The 18875-nt window shown below is 41.4% G+C and carries 19 protein-coding genes and 1 rRNA gene; 7 read left to right on the top strand and 13 right to left on the bottom strand.

Features of this window, described 5'->3' with window-relative positions; genetic code table 11:
- Together Q3A68_RS23055 and Q3A68_RS23050 are read right to left on the bottom strand one after the other, a co-directional pair.
- Positions 1-62 (bottom strand): 16S ribosomal RNA (locus Q3A68_RS23055); the annotation flags it as partial.
- 622 nt (positions 63-684) lie between these two features.
- A complete protein-coding gene (locus tag Q3A68_RS23050; RefSeq protein WP_302903509.1) occupies positions 685-1272 on the bottom strand; it encodes a hypothetical protein in 588 nt (195 codons plus the stop codon).
- Positions 1273-2243: 971 nt separating this feature from the next.
- Here Q3A68_RS23050 and Q3A68_RS23045 point away from each other — a divergent pair.
- The 4 genes from Q3A68_RS23045 to porD all read left to right on the top strand — a co-directional run bounded on the left by Q3A68_RS23045 (position 2244) and on the right by porD (position 5697).
- Complete coding sequence (locus Q3A68_RS23045; RefSeq protein ID WP_302903508.1) at positions 2244-3173, top strand: outer membrane protein assembly factor BamD; 930 nt, start codon at positions 2244-2246, stop codon at positions 3171-3173.
- An 8-nt stretch (positions 3174-3181) separates the two neighbouring features.
- The gene (locus tag Q3A68_RS23040) at positions 3182-3511 is read left to right on the top strand and encodes a DNA-directed RNA polymerase subunit omega (protein ID WP_302903507.1); all 330 of its coding nucleotides are present in this window, start codon (positions 3182-3184) and stop codon (positions 3509-3511) included.
- 87 nt (positions 3512-3598) lie between these two features.
- Complete coding sequence (gene coaBC / locus Q3A68_RS23035; protein WP_302903506.1) at positions 3599-4801, top strand: bifunctional phosphopantothenoylcysteine decarboxylase/phosphopantothenate--cysteine ligase CoaBC; 1203 nt, start codon at positions 3599-3601, stop codon at positions 4799-4801.
- Positions 4798-5697, top strand: a complete 900-nt coding sequence (gene porD, locus Q3A68_RS23030) for a type IX secretion system protein PorD (RefSeq protein ID WP_302903505.1) — start codon at positions 4798-4800, stop codon at positions 5695-5697. The genes coaBC and porD overlap by 4 nt, the downstream gene beginning before the upstream one ends.
- 72 nt (positions 5698-5769) lie before the next feature.
- Here porD and Q3A68_RS23025 read toward each other — a convergent pair whose 3' ends face one another.
- Positions 5770-6630 (bottom strand): alpha/beta hydrolase, encoded by an 861-nt coding sequence (locus Q3A68_RS23025; protein ID WP_302903504.1) that lies wholly within the window; start codon positions 6628-6630, stop codon positions 5770-5772.
- Positions 6631-6823: 193 nt separating this feature from the next.
- On the opposite strand from Q3A68_RS23025, the gene Q3A68_RS23020 reads away from it, so the two are divergent.
- On the top strand, positions 6824-7192 hold the full coding sequence (locus Q3A68_RS23020) for a BlaI/MecI/CopY family transcriptional regulator (protein ID WP_302903503.1): 369 nt from the start codon (positions 6824-6826) through the stop codon (positions 7190-7192).
- 77 nt (positions 7193-7269) lie between these two features.
- Positions 7270-9357 (top strand): M56 family metallopeptidase, encoded by a 2088-nt coding sequence (locus tag Q3A68_RS23015; RefSeq protein WP_302903502.1) that lies wholly within the window; start codon positions 7270-7272, stop codon positions 9355-9357.
- Positions 9358-9486: 129 nt separating this feature from the next.
- Here Q3A68_RS23015 and Q3A68_RS23010 read toward each other — a convergent pair whose 3' ends face one another.
- The 10 genes from Q3A68_RS23010 to Q3A68_RS22965 form a co-directional block, all read right to left on the bottom strand.
- A complete protein-coding gene (locus Q3A68_RS23010; RefSeq protein WP_302903501.1) occupies positions 9487-10218 on the bottom strand; it encodes a DUF4197 domain-containing protein in 732 nt (243 codons plus the stop codon).
- Between the two features lie 31 nt (positions 10219-10249).
- Positions 10250-11260, bottom strand: coding sequence for an inorganic phosphate transporter (locus tag Q3A68_RS23005; RefSeq protein WP_302903500.1), 1011 nt, complete (start codon positions 11258-11260; stop codon positions 10250-10252).
- A gap of 9 nt (positions 11261-11269) precedes the next feature.
- A complete protein-coding gene (locus tag Q3A68_RS23000) occupies positions 11270-11920 on the bottom strand; it encodes a DUF47 domain-containing protein (protein WP_302903499.1) in 651 nt (216 codons plus the stop codon).
- 78 nt (positions 11921-11998) lie between these two features.
- The gene (locus tag Q3A68_RS22995; RefSeq protein ID WP_302903498.1) at positions 11999-13063 is read right to left on the bottom strand and encodes a sensor histidine kinase; all 1065 of its coding nucleotides are present in this window, start codon (positions 13061-13063) and stop codon (positions 11999-12001) included.
- A 72-nt stretch (positions 13064-13135) separates the two neighbouring features.
- Positions 13136-13675, bottom strand: coding sequence for a YceI family protein (locus tag Q3A68_RS22990; RefSeq protein ID WP_302903497.1), 540 nt, complete (start codon positions 13673-13675; stop codon positions 13136-13138).
- A 59-nt stretch (positions 13676-13734) separates the two neighbouring features.
- The gene (locus Q3A68_RS22985; protein WP_302903496.1) at positions 13735-15045 is read right to left on the bottom strand and encodes a carbohydrate porin; all 1311 of its coding nucleotides are present in this window, start codon (positions 15043-15045) and stop codon (positions 13735-13737) included.
- A gap of 184 nt (positions 15046-15229) precedes the next feature.
- Positions 15230-15649: a Fur family transcriptional regulator gene (locus Q3A68_RS22980; RefSeq protein WP_302903495.1), complete on the bottom strand. Its 420-nt coding sequence runs from the start codon at positions 15647-15649 to the stop codon at positions 15230-15232.
- Between the two features lie 21 nt (positions 15650-15670).
- Positions 15671-16330, bottom strand: coding sequence for an HD domain-containing protein (locus Q3A68_RS22975; protein WP_302903510.1), 660 nt, complete (start codon positions 16328-16330; stop codon positions 15671-15673).
- A gap of 211 nt (positions 16331-16541) precedes the next feature.
- Positions 16542-17036, bottom strand: coding sequence for a hypothetical protein (locus Q3A68_RS22970; RefSeq protein WP_302903494.1), 495 nt, complete (start codon positions 17034-17036; stop codon positions 16542-16544).
- 90 nt (positions 17037-17126) lie between these two features.
- Entirely contained in the window at positions 17127-18299 is a 1173-nt protein-coding gene (locus Q3A68_RS22965) for a THUMP domain-containing class I SAM-dependent RNA methyltransferase (protein WP_302903493.1), read from the bottom strand.
- An 82-nt stretch (positions 18300-18381) separates the two neighbouring features.
- Here Q3A68_RS22965 and Q3A68_RS22960 point away from each other — a divergent pair, with 82 nt between their 5' ends.
- Positions 18382-18744 carry a DUF3127 domain-containing protein gene (locus tag Q3A68_RS22960; RefSeq protein WP_302903492.1) on the top strand — a complete coding sequence of 121 codons (363 nt, stop codon included), beginning with the start codon at positions 18382-18384 and terminating at the stop codon, positions 18742-18744.
- Positions 18745-18875: the final 131 nt, after the last annotated feature.

The raw sequence follows: 18875 nt of genomic DNA, 5'->3' as shown, positions 1-18875 counted from the left end.
ACTTGCATGTATTAGGCCTGCCGCTAGCGTTCATCCTGAGCCAGGATCAAACTCTCCATTGTATAATGTTTTGTTTGATTACTGACCCTATTTACTCAATAGAATCATTTTATAATCTGTATTGTGTTCCAGCATTGCTGCTTTCCCACGTTTGTATCTTTATACAGTATTACGCCTTGTCTATCTCGCTTTATAAAAAGAATTGTAATTGATTCAGTCCGGAGACCTCATCAATTCGCTGCATCTCATAATTATTATTTCGCCTTCTAAAGAACTTTGTGTCCTTGCCTCGCGGTTCGGATTATAATTTATCGCTGTTAAACGATCAATTTTTCAATTCTATTAATCAGAAATCGCTTCTGATTTTTTGCCCTGTTCGTTTTGGGACTGCAAAGGTAGAAACCTTTTTCTTATCTGCAAAAATTATTTTTTTTATTTTTAATTTTCACTTTCAATCAGCCTCAGAGAACAACCCGCTTCCTCTTTTGCGGGCTGCAAAGGTAAGCAGATTTTTGATTTGCGCAAGCTCTTGTAAAATAAAAAGCACAAGTGTATTTATAACACTTTGCAAATCAGCAGGAAATTTTTCTGCGAAGGCATTAAACCGGAATCAAAAACCGCTCATATAAGCAAATGTATACCTTAACTCAAATAAAGAGGTATACCATATACATGTCTGTAACTTTAACTTATGAAGGGTAATTCTGATAGCTGAACAAGAATTATAGTTGCAAGTATAGTTTCACGCAGTCTTTTTATCTGGTTCACTGCAGAGGCAAATCTTTTATCCTCTTCGCATTCAAACCAGGCATTTTTTTGTTTAATTATCTTTGCAGGACTGCCCCCGATCAGAACATTGCTGTCTGAGAACGATTTATTCACAAACGAATTGGCGCTTATAGTGGTATTGTCGGCTATAGTGACAGCTCCCGAAATAATCACCCCTGTAGATATGTAGGCATTATCACCAATCATTTTAGGTTCCGCGCCGGCTATACAGGTAGACGTATGCAAGACACAGTTGGCACCCACCTTAGTATGACCATGAACAACAATTGTCCCATAATGAGGTATGTAAAGCCCCGGACCAAAAACGTTTGGGTAAATAGAGAATCCTAGTTTTAAACTTATTTTATGAAATCTGTACCTGGTTATTACCAGTGACAGTCTTTGGAAAAACCCTTTTTTATCAGAAAGATACTCGAATCTTCTTAAAAGGTGCATGAATATCTCAATATGTTCAGGGACAAAAAATAACTTTATCCTTCTCATAAAGGTATTAACCGGCCGGCCGGCAATAATTCTATCTGCTTCCAAAGCAAATTTATACTCTTTATATGTCACCTGGTCAATAGTAATTGGTTATATAAATATAATGAATTAATACGCAACCTATCAAGTTATTTATAAGCCTTAAAACTCGCAAATCAGGCGTAGTTGCGGATAGTGGGATACTCATCCGGCAAGATCCAACGGCCAATTTGAATTGCGGACCCTCGCCGAAAAATAACAGCTGAAAAATGTATAAACACCTTAAATGCCCAGTTAACTAAGAACTTCAGATCGCAAATCTCACATCTGGGCAGCTCCCCCGGATCGTCCACTACTTGCTTCAGGTAAGCTAGGTATTTACCCTAACTCAGGCGTACATGAATATTGATGCATATATAAGTAATGACAAATGATAGCAGTATGGTAACGAATACCTACAGCATCGTATGGAAAGAAAGAGGACTACTATTCGTTAAGACGGCATTGTTCAAATGATCGAACCTTATTTTACTTGCTATTAAAGCAGGTGCGGTCAGAACAGATAAAGGCATCGCAGAAAAGCTGTATGTTTTGTAAATCTCTGTTTTAAGTTAAAGTTCATAGGCGATTTTTTTCTTACTATCGACAATACTCAGCTGATATTGTCCAATGGATTTATAAAAGAGATAAAATCTGAAAAATAAAAGACTGAGCTTCGGCATTGTCCTGGTATATTCTGCATATTTTAAACAAGATGCCCTTGTTACGCTCGATCTGCTTCAGAAATTCAGTTTCCTTTGGGTTCACGTGCAAAGTTTAATCATCTAATAAGTATCTATTTCAGCCATATGTTAGCGTGAGTTTAAATATTTCATCAAGCGTTAAAAGATGTTAAATAAAACCGCGTTATGCATTTAAGTTAAATCAAGGCATCTATATTAGCTGACAAATAAATAATTGACTGATTTATAATATTACCGTATCTTTGCAAAATGTTTAAAAAACAGCGCACTACATTATCCATCCTTTTGATATTGTTTGTTTTAGCATCTGTTAGCTGTAAAAGCAAATTCGAAAAGCTAAAAGCGAGCAATGACAATGCTAAAAAATACCAGGCTGCGTTGGCCCTTTACAATAAAAAGAAATACAGCAAGGCATTGGAGCTCTTTGAAACACTCGTTCAGCGTTATCGCGGACAGGCGCAGGCCGAAGACCTTTATTACTACTATGCCTACGCAAACTATAACCTGAAGGATTACACTTCTGCGAGATATCACTTCAAGACGTTCTCTGACACCTATCCGCAAAGTACGCGGGCTGAAGAGTGCAAATTCATGGAAGCCTATTGCTATTATCTTGATTCGCCCATTTATTCGCTTGACCAGGAAAATACTACTAAGGCCATTGAATCCTTACAGTTGTTTATCAACCTGTATCCGAAAAGTGAGCGTGTGGCCGAGGCAGGGAAGCTAATTCAGAACCTGCGCGATAAATTGGAAAGAAAATCATTTGAGAACTCTAAATTGTACTTAACTATCGGCGACTATAACTCAGCAGTAATTGCATTCAGTAATACCCTGCGTGACTATCCCGATACTAAATATGCTGAAGAAATAGACTACCTGACTATTAAATCACAATACCTATATGCTACGCACAGCCGCATTTACAGTCAGGTTGACCGATTTAACCAGGTTATCGCCTATGAACAGCAATTTGCCGATAAATATCCAACCAGCAAATACCTCAGAGATGCTCAATCGTACAAAAAGGATAGCGAATCGGGCGTAGCAAGTGCAAAAAGACAATTACAAGAGGAAGCTAACGATATAAAATATATGCGCAGGTTTGAGAAAAAGGATACCGTAACCAGCCAACCTCCGTCAGAAAAAGTGGATTTGAACAAGAAAATACCAAATTAAAAATTGATATGAGCAATACTCCAAATAAAACAACCGTAGCAAGCAGCACCGTTACACGTGATTTGCGCGATCTGGACGTAAAGACTGAAAACATTTACGAATCGATCGTTATTATGGCTAAAAGAGCCAACCAGATATCAAACAATGTAAAGGAAGAATTGCACCAAAAGCTTTCTGAATTTGCTTCATCAAATGATAACCTGGAAGAAATTTTTGAAAACCGCGAACAGATAGAAATCTCTAAACACTACGAAAAATTGCCAAAACCTTCATTGGTAGCGATCCAGGAGTTTTTAGAAGACAAGGTATATTACCGTAATCCGGCAAAAGAGCAATAATAAGCCGGAAAGCTTTAGATATAAAAACTCCCCTTTGGGGAGTTTTTTGTTATTTTTACTTTTTTAAGTATACCCGAATCTGGCTTTATGCTTCAGAATAAAAAAATCGTCCTGGGCGTATGTGGTAGCATAGCAGCTTATAAAGCTGCTTCGCTTGTGCGACTGCTGATTAAAGCCGGGGCGGAAGTTCAGGTAGTAATGACGCCGGACGCCACCGGGTTTATTACTCCGTTAACACTTTCTACGCTCTCAAAAAAACCTGTACTGGTTGAATATTCCAATACCGAAACCGGTGAATGGAATAATCATGTAGAGCTGGGATTATGGGCGGATCTCTTACTAATCGCTCCGGTAAGTGCGAATACCCTCGCTAAAATGGCCAGCGGACAAAGCGACAATCTGCTTACCGCAGTATATTTATCAGCCAAATGCCCGGTATATTTTGCTCCGGCAATGGACCTGGATATGTGGAAGCACCCGGCCACTCAGCAAAATATTCAGCAGTTACAAGGTTATGGCAATATCATGGTCCCGCCAGGGAACGGTGAACTGGCCAGTGGATTATATGGTGAGGGCCGAATGGCTGAACCAGAGGAGATCGTCAGCTTCCTGACAGACGATATAAAAAAAAAGCTCCCTTTAGTTAATCAAAAGATATTGGTTACCGCCGGGCCTACACACGAGGCGATTGACCCGGTACGCTTTATTGGCAACCACTCATCCGGTAAAATGGGATTTGCTATTGCCGATCAATTTGCGTTTATGGGTGCTGAGGTTGTTTTGGTGACGGGACCGACGTCGCAAACAAGCCAGCAGCGGGGTATCAAGCGCATTGATGTTACCTCCGCAGCGGATATGCTAGGAGCCTGCCTTCAATATTATAAGGGTGTAAAAGCCTGTGTCATGTCGGCAGCGGTGGCTGATTTTACGCCGGTGAATGTATCTGCTCAAAAAATCAAGAAACAGGATAACGATCTGAACATCGAGCTGAAAAAAACAACTGACATTTTAAAAACATTAGGCGAGCAAAAGCAGAAAGGACAAATCTTAGTCGGCTTTGCTTTGGAAACCAACGATGAGGAGAAAAATGCGATTGATAAGCTGCAAAGAAAAAATCTTGATTTTATTGTGTTAAATTCGCTTAATGACGAAGGCGCGGGTTTTAAAACCGACACCAATAAAATAACCATTATTGACCATAAGTTGCAGAAAACAACTTTTGAGCTGAAAGATAAGGACGAAGTAGCGAAAGATATTTGCTATAAAGTAGCCGAATTAATAAAAGCATGAGAAAGCTGAGCGTTTATATTTTACTGATGTGTTTTGCTTTTGCCGCAAAGGCGCAGGACCTGAACGCACGCGTGAAAGTGATCAGCGGTAAAATACAAACTACTAATACACATATCTTCCAGTCGCTGGAAACTGCTATGAAGGATTTCCTGAATGGCCGTAAATGGACGTCAGATAATATTCTGCCCAACGAGCGGATCGAATGCAATTTTGTATTAAATATACTTAGCTGGGATGGTAGCAGCAATTTTACCGGAGAACTTCAGATACAGTCGACCCGGCCAGTCTACAATGCCAGTTACAACACACCCATTTTAAATGTTAATGATAAGGACTTTGATTTTGTGTATACCGAGGGCCAAACGATCGACTTTACCGATCAAAGCTACTCAAGCAACCTAACCTCGGTAATGGCATTTTATGCTTATGTCATTATTGGGATGGATTATGATACTTTTTCACGCCTGGGCGGAACTCCTTATTTTTTAGCAGCACAAACCGTAGTGACCAATGCCCAGGCGGGATCGAGCAAAGGGTGGAAGGCCTTTGATGGAAACGTGAATCGTTACTGGTTGTCCGAGAATCTGAATAACAAGGCTTATTTGGGTTTACGCGAATTTACCTATGACTATCACCGCAATGGTTTGGACCAAATGGCGGATAATGCCGCAAAAGGCCGCAAAGCTATTTCGGATGCACTACCTTCCCTGCAACAAGTTGATCGGACCAGGCTTGGCGCTATGTTGCCGCTATTATTCTTCACCGCAAAAAACTCTGAACTAATCTCGATATTCACCAAAGGCGATAACCGCGAAAAGAATGATGCGGTTACTATACTTTCTCAGGCAGACCCGGCCAATGGAAATAAGTATTTGACGATTAAGACGAGTAACTAGGATTGGAAATTCTAAATCCTAATTTCTAAACTCTAAAATGTGATCATCAAATCCCAATCTCCGGTTAACCAATCACTGCTTCTTGATATAACCCAAATCCACCAGGAAATTATCTTCGCGCTGATGTGCATCTTTCTGATCTGCCGGGTCTGAATCAAAATCTTTATACTGAACTTTTATATTCCGTGTCAGTAAATGGCCTACGCCGGGATAAATATGCAATTCGCATTTGGCGCCGACTTTAACTGCTTCATCATGGAAAGCTTGTGCATCTTTAGTATAAACAATACTGTCCTGTTGCCCCTGTATAATTAATGTAGGGGGTAGTCTTTTACTGATATATTCAGACGGCGAGTACAGTGCCGGATTACCTTTACCTTTCATTAAAGCACCAAAATAGGGGTCGCGCGCCATATTCAGCGCCGGAGAATATAATAAAATAGCGTTGGGTCGGCAATTCGCATCGATTTTAACTCCTCTAATGGCAGGTATCAACGCGGCTGCCGCAACTAAATGTCCTCCCGCCGAAAGCCCATAACCGGCAACCCTCTTCGTATCAATGTGAAACGCATCAGCTTTGCTTCTTACCCACGCAAAAGCGGTACAGGCATCCTCAACTCCATCGATGGGCGATAAGCCATCGTTAGCCAAACGGTAATCGATACAAACTGCTACCATACCATTATCGGCAAATTCCTTTGCACGGCCAAAAGTCCACGAAGCATCGCCCAGACGCCAGGCACCCCCATGAAATAATAGGATAGCTGGATGTCGTTTCCCGTCTTCTGTTGGTTTAAACACATATGCTTTTAAAGCCCTGTTGCCCACCTGGTGATAAATGAACGAATCGGGTGCAGCGCTAATAGACTTTGCTTTTACTGAAAGAATGGCGATCTGACAGGAAAGGGAAAAGAGCAATGCAAGTTTTTTCATACTTCTTAGTTTATATCTTAAGAGAGGGCGGTATGAACAAAATGTTGCACAAAAAATTTTTGTAACGAAAACGTTTCATGAGCGTCTTTTTATTAGTTCGTAAATCAAAAAATAAAAAAGTTTAAAAAATATTTGCATTTACGAAATTTGTCGTAGATATTTGTACGAAGGAATTCGTATATAGATTAAGAACATGGAAATCAGACCAACAGAAAGCGAGTTAGAAATACTTCAGGTATTGTGGAAAATGGGGCAGGCAACCGTAAGGGACGTGCACGAGGAGTTGGCAAAGACTAAGGGCGCAGGCTATACCACCACTTTAAAGCTGATGCAGATAATGGATGAAAAGGGACTAGTAGCCCGCGACACGACATCTAAAACACATGTGTACCGTGCCACCTATACACAGGAAAAAGCACAAAGCAGTGCACTGGATAAAATTCTGTCGACAGTTTTTGAAGGGTCTACCTCTGATTTGGTGATTCAGGCGCTTGGGCATCATAAGGCTTCAAAAGACGAGATTGATGCGATTAAGAAGTACCTGGATCAGTTTGGAAAGTAGTGAGTTGAATGGTCAATAGAGATTAGTGAATTGATAAGTTAAACAACTTTAGAGTTTAGAAATTAGAGTTTACTGTTATGGAAACTACTTTATATAATATCAGTCAGGTTGTGGGTGTTGCCGTTATCCACTCCCTATGGCAAGGATTATTTGTATACCTGGGACTACGCCTCATTATATTGCTATTCCCGCAGTTGTCGGCCGCTACCAGGCATAATGTAGCGATGACCGGACTTGCGTGGATTACGGTATGGTTCATTTATACCCTATCTACCGAAATCAACAATCATACATGGGTGGTTATCAATGCTCATAATAAAGATATTTTGCCTGCTGTTTTTGGAATGCCTTTGCATTTAGGGCATGATGCCACTTTAAGCACAAGGTATAACTACGCCATCGAATGGCTGATGCCATATGTTACGATTGTATATATGATCGGATTGTTGTTTAATACCGGTCAACTGGTATGGTCACGTAAAAAGATTAACCATATCAGGCAAACCATGAGCATCGATGTACAACTGCAACTGAAGGTTGACCAGTTTGTAAAAATGCTCAACATTACCGATAAAGTACGCTTCGGACTAAGCCGCATGGTTGAGGCCCCCTGCATGGTGGGTTACTTTAAACCGGTTATTTTACTACCTTTTACCTTATCTACCTATTTGTCAGCCGAGGAGATGGAGATCATCATCCTGCACGAGCTCGCACACATCAAACGCAACGATTACCTGATCAATCTGGCCCAACAGGCTATGTCGGTATTGTTGTTCTTTAATCCATTTGCACAATTGATCAATCGCATCATTAATCACGAACGGGAAAACAGCTGCGATGATATTGTAATAGAGGCCTCTAAAAAACCTTTAGTGTATGCGCATGCACTATTGAAATTAGAACAGACCCGTCAGCAGGAATGGCAATTAGCACTAGCAGCTACGGGCAAAAAGTACCATTTATTAAACAGAATTGAACGCATCATGAAAACGAAGAAACCTATTGGCAATACACGCCATATATTACTCGCCCTCTCGCTGCTTGTAGCCAGCGTAACGGGCCTTGCATGGTTGAACCCGACCATTGCGAACGGTAAAATATCATTCAATAAGATAAAACCGACCATCATCAGCACCCTGTTTGCTGATACGACAAAAAAGAAAACCAGCACTTATCATCACAAATCGGTTTCTGCTAAAAAAGCAACGGTAAAGGCCAAACATGCCGAAGAATGGGATACCTATGGCTACGCCTACGACGACAAAGAGCTTGAAAAACTTTCGACTGAAGTTGGAAAATATGGAGAAGCCATCGGTAAATATTATAACAGCCCCGAGTTTAAGAAGCTGACCGAAGAAATGGGTGAAAAAGGGAAAGAGATGGGTGACTTTTATAATAAGCCAGAGCTAAAGGAATTGCAGGATAAGATGCAGGAGCTATCGGCCAACTTTAGCAAAAACTGGGGTGAGAACAGCGAATCTACCAAGCTAAGCGGGCGTATGGGCGAACTGGGCGGCGAGATTGGCAAGTACTACAGCACGCCTGAATTCAAAAAATTAAATGAAGAGTTAGAGAAAAAATACGGCATACCGCATGATCGAAACAACGATTACGAGTTCAGGGATAACGAAAATTACAAAAAATATCAGGAAGAATTAAGGTCACATATATCGCCTGCAGAAAAAGAACGCGAAGCCGAAATCAAGAAATTGGGCGAACAGATGAAGGCCCATTATGATTCGCCTGAAATGCGTAAGGCACAGGACGATATGCGCCTGATGGGTGATAGTCTGAAAAAGGCTTACCATAACCCCAACATGGAAAAGGTAAAAGAGGATATGAGAAGGCTGGGCGAACAAATGCGGGCCTATCAGAATAGCCCTGATATGAAACGAATGAAAGAAGATATGCGAAAGGCCGAAGCCAGGATGAAAGCTTACATGAAATCACCCGAGTTTAAAAGGAAAATGGAGCGAATGAAACGCGATGCCATGAACTTTAAAATAAACTTGGATGAGAACATGAATATGAATATGAACATGGATAAACCGGAAAAACCAGAACCTCCTGAAAAACCGGAAATAAGTAAGCCAGAAGCGCCAGAGAAACCAGAAATAGGCAAACCTGAGGCGCCTGAAAAACCTGAGGCACCGGATAATCAGTAGTCAGTTAACCGGTGATCAGTTAACTTATGACTGATTATGGGCAGCTTAAAATATAATAGCGACGGGTATGAAACCTGTCGCTATTTTTTTACTGATTAGCAGATAACCGGTTAACTAATCACTGATATATTAATTCGCCTTCCTATCAGCAAAATTAAACACCTTTTGCAGTAATGGTGTCGACCGGGCCGCTGGCAGATTTTGGCGTATTTTTAATTCCTCCTGTGCAATTTCAACAAATAGCCCGTCAATAGTCTTCTGCGTAGCGTAATCGGTAATATCCGGATTCAGATGCCTTACAAATGGCAGTTTATTGTATTCGCTGGCTACAGTTCCGTAATATTTGGTGGCCCCTACCTTGTCAAGGCTGGCTTTTATGGTCGGTTTAAATTTAACAGCTAATGCAGCGGTGGTAGTCCGCTTAAAATATTGTGTTGCTGCATCCTGTTGCCCAAGTAATATCCCGGATACATCCTGTAGCGTCATTTTTTTGATGGCATCAATAAATATAGGCTTGGCATCTTTTGCAGCATCTTCGGCCGCACGGTTTAGCGAAAGGATAACATTGTCGCATAGCTTATTCATACCCATGCCACGTAATGTTTTTTCGACCTTTTTAGCTTCGGGCGGAAAAAGTATTTTAACAGCAGCATTGCCAAAGAAGCCATTTACAGCAGACAGCTGATCGGCGCTCTTAGCAGTGCCCTGTTGCAGAGCCTGTTTAAGTGCACTGCCAATTTCGAGATTTGAGGGAACAAGTTGCGGATAAAACTCAGATTTTGGGGTAGGTTTGTAAGTATCAAAACTGCTTAGACTGACACCAACTATTAGAAGGGGCAATGACATAAATACTCTTTTCATAGGATGATGAATTAAACGTTCGGGCGTAAAATTAACCTATTACCCGCAGTAAGGCAAATACCCCGGCAGCAATCAATGCCGAAACAGGAATGGTAATGATCCATGCCCAAACCAAGTTGATGGTTACCCCCCAGCGTACAGCTGAAAGTCGTTTGGTCAGCCCAACACCTATGATAGAGCCTGTGATAGTATGCGTAGTTGAAACTGGTATGCCAAAATGTTCGGTAAAAAACAGGGTGATTGCACCTGCAGTTTCCGCACTTACACCTTCCAGTGGAGTGATTTTGGTAATGCGCGAGCCCATGGTTTTTACAATCTTCCAACCGCCTGAAAGTGTACCTAATGCAATCGCAGTATAACAAGCCAGTGGGACCCAATCGGGCATATGACTGCCAGACGGAATAACCTTAGCGGCAATAAGCGCAACATAAATAATACCCATCACTTTCTGCGCATCGTTGCCACCGTGAGCAAAACTTAAGGCAGCTGAAGAGAGTAGTTGTAATCTTTTAAACCATTTCTCGGCACTCGATGGCCTTGAGTTTTTGCTTAAGTGCAATACAATAATGGTGACGATATAAGCAAATAACAAACCCAAAAATGGCGCCAGAACGATATAGGCAATGATTTTTAGGATATACCCCATATTCACCGCACTAGCTGCTGACGAACCCATGTATAAGGCATTGGTGATGCCTGCGCCTGCAAAACCTCCTATCAGCGTATGCGACGAACTGGATGGTATACCAAACCACCAGGTGATCAGGTTCCAGCTAATAGCGGCTATAAGACCGGCCAATAAAACGGGTATCGTCACAAAATGCTCCACTACTATTTTAGAAACTGTATTGGCTACTTTGTGCTCTTTAATAAAGAAAAATACAATGAAGTTGAACGCGGCCGCCCAAAGCACAGCCTGAAAAGGAGTTAATACTTTTGTAGAAACTATGGTTGCAATGGAGTTGGCTGCATCGTGAAAGCCATTTGTATAGTCAAATAATAACGCCAGGCAAATTACTACAACCAGTGATGAGGTGACCATTCAGTGAAATTAGGCGTTTTTAACTAAAATTGATTCCATTACGTTTGCTGCATCCTCACAACGGTCGGTCGCTGTTTCCAATGCTGCCAATATTTCTTTATATTTTATCAAGCGAATAGCATCGGTTTCATATAAAAACAGGTCGGCTACGGCACGGTCAAATACATAATCAGCCTGGTTCTCCACGCTGTTTATCCTAATGCATGAATCGGCTATATTTCTTACATTTCTCAGGTCCTTCAATTCGCGTACAGCTTTTTCAAGGTCCTGCGAGGCTTGCTGGATCAAATCGCACAACTTACGAATGTGCTCGTTGTAATCATCAATCCTATACAGGCTCATACGATTTGCTGCACCTTGTATAAAGTCGGCCACATCATCAATCGCTGTTGCCAGGGCATGAATATCTTCGCGGTCAAATGGCGTGATAAAGTTTTTGCCCAATTCCAGGTATATCTGGTGTGTAAGTTCGTCGCCCTTATTTTCTAATTTGTCGATTTGTTTAAAAAGATCTTCCCTTGTAACCGAATCGCTTACGTTGACCGCTTCGACCAGAACATTGGACATAATAACCACGTTATTTGCTGCCTGTTCAAATAATGGGAAAAATATTTTTTTGTCTTTCGGAACAAAATACTGGAAGATACTATTTAGTGACATTTGATATGTATTAAGGTCTTTTGAGGCCTGTTTATATTAAATTTCTGCAAAGGTAATGTTTACAATGTTAAGATAATGTTAACTCTTTAATGCCGGGATTACTGGAAACGGGAGCGCCTGTTTTGACTTTTGCAAGGTAAAACCAAAGGTTGAACCTAGCCCTTCCGTACTCCGCACATTAATAGTCTGGTCGTGAGCTTCGATTATATGCTTCACGATAGCCAACCCCAGGCCCGAACCGCCTATCTGCCGTGAACGGCTGGTATCTGTGCGAAAGAAACGCTCAAATAAGCGGGGCAGGTATTTTTCTTCGATGCCGATACCATCGTCCGTAACCTCTACCAATACCTGATCGTGAAGCTCAAACAAACTCACCGATGTGCTGCCATCTTCTTTGCCATATTTGAATGAGTTGTCGATAAGGTTTACTAATACCTGCCTGATTTTTTCCCTGTCTGCGCTTACCAGTATCGGTTCATCATATTTTTGCTTGAAGACAAGTTTGATCTTATGCTCCTTTGCTTTCAGTTCAAGCGACTCAAATACCTCTTTAATCAGGTCGTTGATCTTGAATTTGGTATAATTTATAGGTATCTCTCCGGTTTCCAGCTTGGATATTTCATCCAGATCTTTAATCAGATAGCTCAACCTGTCCACATTCCTCGACGCTTTTTCCAGGAATTGCCGGGCCATGTCGGTGTCTTCAAATTCGTCATCCATAATTGCATCGATATAACCCTGTATAGCAAACAACGGGGTTTTAAATTCGTGCGAAATATTCGACAGAAAATCGCGCCTGAATTTTTCCTGCCTGCGCAGCTCATCTATTTCTGACTTTTTCTGCCGGGCCCATTCCTGTACCTCATGCTCCACATCATTAATCGGGTCGGCGCTTACGTGCTCACCCAACGCATCGCGCAGGTCACGGCCCAGCTTCAGGTTGTGGATCAGTTTATAAATAATCTTGATTTTAGAATAGATGTACTTTTCGAGCAGAACATAAAAAGTAACAAAGCTAATCGTAAGCGTCAGGCCAAAGGTAACGGCCACATCATACCAACTGTGTTTGAAGTAATAATTGACCGCCGAAACGGTGATAGCAACTGCCAGGGCATTAATAAAAACAAGTACACGCAATTTCATACAAGTAAAGTTACAATTTGTATGTTATTACGTCCTTTTTATAAATGAAACTTGATGTTAAATTATGATTAATTATTTACTGGTAGACACGTCTATTGAAATAGTTACGTCGTTAGCCATCACCAGACTTTTGCCGCCAATGCCATAATCGCTCCGTTTTATTTTTAGTGTGCCTTTAAATTCCCCGTCGTTACTATTTTCAATATAGGTAAAGGGCACCTGCACCTGGTTAGTTTTATCTTTTATCGTAAGATTAAAAGTTCCTGTATAATTACTGCCGCTGTTATGTTTAAATGAAACCGATTTCATTTTAATTTCGGGATATTTCTCTACATCAAAATAACTGTCGCTTTTCAAATGATTGTCGCGGGTTTCGTTATCTGTATTAACAGTATTGGCTTGAACGGATGCTTCAATACTGCTTGTTTCCAGGTGCTCCGGATCAAAATTTATATCAGCCTTAAGACCGTTGAAATTACCCCCAACATTGATCCCAAGATTTTTTATCTGGAAAGTAACAGCTGATTTGTTAACCGTGTGTTTGGTTATTTGTGCAAAAGCAATAGAACCTAATATGAGCAATAAGACTAAAGTAGCCGGGTATTTTTTCATAATTTATATAAACGACGTTTCAAACATAATAATATAAGAGCTATTATTTTATTAAAGGTTTAAAACTCCACATGCGCCCTTAAGCCAAAAACATTAACCGGCCCTCGGTCGGCATTGTAGGCCGGATGCAGGATGAACTGATAATCGGGCGATAGCCATATCTTTTTCTGATAAGCATTCACTTTATAGTAAAGCTCGGCTATCATTTCGGGCGAGTAGTTCAGTTTCCCGTCACCAATTAAGAACCCATAACCGCCTGCCGCAAGATAGTCGCGATGATCTCGTGAAAGCCCGTTGCCGACAAAAGCTAATCCCAATTCATCATCAGCACGTTTCCAGGATGACCCTTTTAATACCGCGCCAAAACTTACTGAGCGGTCTATTTCTGTAAAGAACCAGGTTTCATTATGACCATCGTTATAGCTTACTTTAGCAAATACACCGAAATCCCTCGCCAGGCATTGATCAGCGCTGATACCGAAACCATATTTATGGCGACCATAGGCATGGGTAGAATCCACATCCGGTGCAGTTGGGTTTTGATTAATCGCTTCGCGATAGCTTCCGAATTTACCATTATTCAGAAATCCCAATACGCGTACTGTTCCCTTTTTACCGGACAAGGCGTATCGTTTCTCGAATTCAAGTGTTTGCGTATTGGCCTTCCTTATCTGTCGGTCCCATGTTGACATGTTTGCCTGCGTGGTGACCATTGTAAAAGCAAACCGCAATGTCCAGTCAGGCTGGCCTAATTCTGCTGTTGCACCCAATACATATCCGCGCGTATTTGCAGGATAATCCCAGGCGGCATTATCCATCAGCGACCAGTTCATAAATTGTGTTCTCGGGTCGTGGCTAAACTCGTTCCCATCAAAAAAATCAGCCATGCCGAATTTGCCAATAGCAATTGAAAAATACCGTTTGCTTTTTAATCCGGCTAACTGATTAGCATCATCATTAATGGTATCTTTTTCTTTACCCCACTCGAAATTCTGCTTGAAATACAGTCTTGCTATATAGATTTTGGGTTCAGCTGCCCCAACTCTAAAGGTTTCGCCATTAGGAAAGCCTGCTACGCCCAACGTTTTACTCAAACCGGCACCGCCTGATATTTCCGGATTGAAATAAGCTTCGGCACCTTTCCATAAGCGTGCTGCACCAAATAGCGTTGAAGTGATCGAACTTTGTGTCTCTTCTGTAGGCAACAAGCTATTCTGCCCGGTATATGGAGCGCTGAATGCTGGTTTATATTGTGTAATGATAGTCTGTTGAAAATGTAAACTAAAACGTGACTGCTTTACCGTGTCCTGTCCAAAGGAATGAGTAGCAAATGCAATCAGCAATAAATGGATAAGTATCAGTTTTTTCATGCGCTTGGGCGAAAATATATTTTCAGCTTTAAGGTAATATTAACTATTTCAATCATTTAATTTATTAGTCAAATCTAATAATAAATTTAGATAAGTCTAAAATTTATTTGAAATAAATCTAAAATATCTTCATCAACTCAATTTCGCGCAAAGAAAGCCAATTAACCAATGCAATGGTATTGCATTATTGGGTGCATTTTTCGCAGGTGCCTTTAACAATAAGATTCAACTCGGCGGGCGAAAAACCTGCTGGAAGAGAAATATCGGGAATTCTATGATCGGGCAGGCAAAAGGTTTCCTTGCAGGAATTGCAATAGAAGTGCACGTGCATGTCATGATGCTCATGTGTGGTACAGTCTTCTACGCATAAGGCATATTTGGGGATGCCGGTCCCGTCTTCAATACAATGAATCAGGCCATTTTGCTCGAAGGTTTTTAATGTGCGGTAGATGGTAATGCGATCGGCAGTTTCCAGGCCTTTTTCAATATCACTCATGCTGATGGCAGAATTTTGCTGCAAAAGCAGCTCCAGCACCAGGATACGCATGGCGGTAGGATTAATCTTTTTCGATGCCAGTCTCTGCTCAACCTGTAGTTTCATCATCTTCGGCAAAGCTACGCCTTTTTACCTCTGCATATAAGTCCCGGCCTCGTCAAAAAACTGCTGCAGGTATTGTTCCATAAACCGGTGACGCTGTTCAGCCAGTTTTTTACCTGTTTCAGTATTCATTTTATCTTTTAGCAGTAAAAGCTTCTCGTAAAAATGATTGATGCTTGGCGCGGCAGAGTTCTTGTATTCCTCTTTGGTCATATTGAGATTAGGTTCTATTTCAGGGTTGAATATCTCCCTGCCTTTAAAACCGCCATAACTAAATGCCCGTGCAACACCAATAGCACCAATCGCATCCAGACGATCCGCGTCCTGAACGATTGCTAATTCTTTTGAATGAAATGTTTTCTGATCAAAACCCGATTTAAAAGAGATGTTCCGGATAATTTGCTGTACATGGATGATTATGCCCTCATGAACATTCAATTCCCTAAGAAAATTACCTGCTGTTTTTGGGCCGATTTCTTCATCTCCATTATGAAATTTGCTGTCAGCAATATCATGCAGTAACGCCGCCAATTCGACAATAAGCATGTCCGCTTCTTCGTCCTCAGCAATACGATGCGCATTGAGCCAAACACGGTGGATATGCCACCAATCGTGTCCGCCTTCAGCGTTTTCTAAAGTTTTGCGTACAAAATCACGTGTTTTTTCGATGATCAGGGCGTGTTCCATATTGAAAAAATTGATTGGCAAATATAGCGCATAAGACCTACGGCACAGGATTCTCCTTTTCATTTGTTCCTACCAACATTTAACCCCAATAGGGAGTAGTAAGGAACGCGAGTATTTTAATGCGCCGTAGGTGCAAAAGCTTTGTAGGAATAAAATAACAAACGAATAGCGTGCCGTTAGGTATGCTTCCAATGGGCAACATGACAATCGATTAATCGATGCTATATTTTACCTGCACAGCTGGCAACAGCGTCACATTATCCAAAGGCACCTGATTGGTGGAAAGGATAGGTTTCTTCTTCAGATAAAAATTGTATACGCCCTTCTGAGGCGACGGCGTAGTTGCCGCCGGCGGATTGAAATTGATAGCAAATGAAAGTATAAAATCGTGTGTTTTTTCATTGTCGGGTACTACCCAATGATGATTCGATTTTTTTAGTGCCTCTATAAGCGGCGGAGCTAAAATAGCGTCGTCAGCATAATAGATCACCAGCTTTTGGATGGTTCCTTTCTGGTCGGCGGAGAATTTAAATATTACAGTGCCGGTCGCCTTGCTTTTTATAATTTCAGGCGATACAGTAATACTATCCTTAAAAAATTGTGTCATGGCTGTGCTGCCCCCCTGGAACGGGAAAGCCAGCTGCTGCTGCGCCTTACAATAGCTTGAAATAATTAGGGTAACGGCTAATAATAAGATCTTCTTCATTAATTAGTTGATTGGGTTAGATTGAGTTGACTAAGTTAGATTTAGTTGACAACTCCGTCAACCACTCTCTTAATCAACCAACCAACAAAATTATTCGTCCTTTGGCTCCCTTTTAGTGCCTTCGTACAACTCGTATTCCAACAGACGGCAGTCAAGTTTGCCATTATAAAATTCTATGCGGCGGCTTGCTTTTAAACCTATCCTTTTTGCAAGATCAGGATTTCCGGTAAAAATATATCCGCGATAACCCAGGCACTTTTGCTTCATAAAATCGCCCATGCGCTTATAAGTTGCCTCCAGTTTGGTATGTGTGCCTAAACGCTCACCGTATTCCGGGTTGAACATAATTACACCGGCCTCATCGGGTACTATCGTGTCCGCAAAGTCACAAACGCTAAAATCTATCAAATGTTCTACGCCCGCTGTTTTTGCATTTTTCTGGGCGATGTCAACAGCATCAGCCGACAAATCAGTTGCGATGATCTTGAAATTAAGCGATTTCTTTCCTTTATCCTTCAATTTGCGGCGTTCCACAAAAAAGACCTCTTCTTCATATCCTATGATATGCATAAAGCTATAATTCATCCGGAAAAAGCCAGGACTTTTATCTGTCGCCAATAACGCAGCTTCGATGGCTAAAGTACCCGACCCGCACATTGGGTTGATGAATGTGCTGTTTCTGTCCCAGTTGGTTGCCATAATGGTCGATGCTGCCAATGCCTCCAGCATGGGCGCCTTGCCGGGGATCTTGCGATAACTATGTTTGGCTAAAGTCTCGCCTGAGGTGTCCAAAAATACTTCGGCTCTATCATCCTGCCAATACAGGTGAACAACGGTTTTATTTTGTTCAGGGCCCGAATTCGGCCTGATCCCTTTTTTATCTTTTATTCTGTCGACAATAGCATCCTTCACCTTCACATTCGCAAAAAGCGGGGTGGTGATATGCTCGTTATTAACATTAGATGTCACCGAAAAATAACCGGTAAAATCGATCAGCTTTTCCCATTCTATGGTCACTAATTGCTCATACAATTGCTGTGGGTTGGCAGCGGTAAAACTTTCCAGCAGGTACAGCACCTGGCTGGCGCAGCGTAAGTTGAGGTTCAGCGCAATACAGTCGTTTACAGTACCTTTCAGCTCGACACCGGTTTGAAAAACACGGACCGGTGTAAAGCCCAGCGCTTCGATCTCGCTTTGCAGATAGGGCGATAACCTTTTATTGCAGGTTACAATGATTTTACTCTCGGTGTGGAAAACTTGCATAATAAGTTGGCGAATTTATGAATTAAATACCCGTGATTTTATTTCTGAACCATTAACTTTACATTTTAATTTTTAAGAAGATATGGAAATTAAGGGTAAAGTACACGAAGTATCACCTACCGCCCAGGTAACTGAATCACTGAAGAAAAGAGAACTGATTGTTGAATACATAGAAAACCCTCAGTATCCTGAATATTTAAAATTTGAAGCTATACAGGACCGTTGCAGTCTGCTGGACAATCTACGGGTTGGCGACGATATAGAGGTTTTCTTTAACCTGAAAGGCCGTCCGTGGACCGACAAAACAGGCAAAAAAACCTACTTTAACTCATTGCAGTTATGGAAAGTGAATGTATTGAGCGGGGCTAACAACAACACTGCGCCTGAATACGCGCCACAGGTTGATATCAGCTCAGCACCTGACGAGGACGATCTTCCATTTTAAGGAGTTTGCTGTTGCCTGTTGGCAGTGTGCATAAAAAATAAAAGAGCCCTACAAAAATGCACTGCCCCCAAAAAGTTAGACACTATTTGGGGGCATTTTTATGGCAAAAAACAGAAAGCATGGAGTAAAAT

The organism is Mucilaginibacter tolerans (genome assembly GCF_030519375.1).
Lineage (GTDB): Bacteria > Bacteroidota > Bacteroidia > Sphingobacteriales > Sphingobacteriaceae > Mucilaginibacter.
This window is presented reverse-complemented; position numbering and strand designations above follow the sequence as displayed.

Bases quoted from the DNA above. Each gene is read 5' to 3' on its own strand.
- Q3A68_RS22985 (WP_302903496.1), bottom strand. From the start codon at position 15,045: ATGAAAAAACTGATACTTATCCATTTATTGCTGATTGCATTTGCTACT.
- porD (WP_302903505.1), top strand. From the start codon at position 4,798: ATGAGAAAGCTGAGCGTTTATATTTTACTGATGTGTTTTGCTTTTGCC.
- Q3A68_RS22975 (WP_302903510.1), bottom strand. From the start codon at position 16,330: ATGGAACACGCCCTGATCATCGAAAAAACACGTGATTTTGTACGCAAA.
- Q3A68_RS23045 (WP_302903508.1), top strand. From the start codon at position 2,244: ATGTTTAAAAAACAGCGCACTACATTATCCATCCTTTTGATATTGTTT.
- Q3A68_RS22970 (WP_302903494.1), bottom strand. From the start codon at position 17,036: ATGAAGAAGATCTTATTATTAGCCGTTACCCTAATTATTTCAAGCTAT.
- coaBC (WP_302903506.1), top strand. From the start codon at position 3,599: ATGCTTCAGAATAAAAAAATCGTCCTGGGCGTATGTGGTAGCATAGCA.
- Q3A68_RS23050 (WP_302903509.1), bottom strand. From the start codon at position 1,272: ATGAGAAGGATAAAGTTATTTTTTGTCCCTGAACATATTGAGATATTC.
- Q3A68_RS23015 (WP_302903502.1), top strand. From the start codon at position 7,270: ATGGAAACTACTTTATATAATATCAGTCAGGTTGTGGGTGTTGCCGTT.
- Q3A68_RS23005 (WP_302903500.1), bottom strand. From the start codon at position 11,260: ATGGTCACCTCATCACTGGTTGTAGTAATTTGCCTGGCGTTATTATTT.
- Q3A68_RS23000 (WP_302903499.1), bottom strand. From the start codon at position 11,920: ATGTCACTAAATAGTATCTTCCAGTATTTTGTTCCGAAAGACAAAAAA.
- Q3A68_RS23040 (WP_302903507.1), top strand. From the start codon at position 3,182: ATGAGCAATACTCCAAATAAAACAACCGTAGCAAGCAGCACCGTTACA.
- Q3A68_RS22980 (WP_302903495.1), bottom strand. From the start codon at position 15,649: ATGATGAAACTACAGGTTGAGCAGAGACTGGCATCGAAAAAGATTAAT.
- Q3A68_RS22965 (WP_302903493.1), bottom strand. From the start codon at position 18,299: ATGCAAGTTTTCCACACCGAGAGTAAAATCATTGTAACCTGCAATAAA.
- Q3A68_RS22995 (WP_302903498.1), bottom strand. From the start codon at position 13,063: ATGAAATTGCGTGTACTTGTTTTTATTAATGCCCTGGCAGTTGCTATC.
- Q3A68_RS23020 (WP_302903503.1), top strand. From the start codon at position 6,824: ATGGAAATCAGACCAACAGAAAGCGAGTTAGAAATACTTCAGGTATTG.
- Q3A68_RS22990 (WP_302903497.1), bottom strand. From the start codon at position 13,675: ATGAAAAAATACCCGGCTACTTTAGTCTTATTGCTCATATTAGGTTCT.
- Q3A68_RS22960 (WP_302903492.1), top strand. From the start codon at position 18,382: ATGGAAATTAAGGGTAAAGTACACGAAGTATCACCTACCGCCCAGGTA.
- Q3A68_RS23025 (WP_302903504.1), bottom strand. From the start codon at position 6,630: ATGAAAAAACTTGCATTGCTCTTTTCCCTTTCCTGTCAGATCGCCATT.
- Q3A68_RS23010 (WP_302903501.1), bottom strand. From the start codon at position 10,218: ATGAAAAGAGTATTTATGTCATTGCCCCTTCTAATAGTTGGTGTCAGT.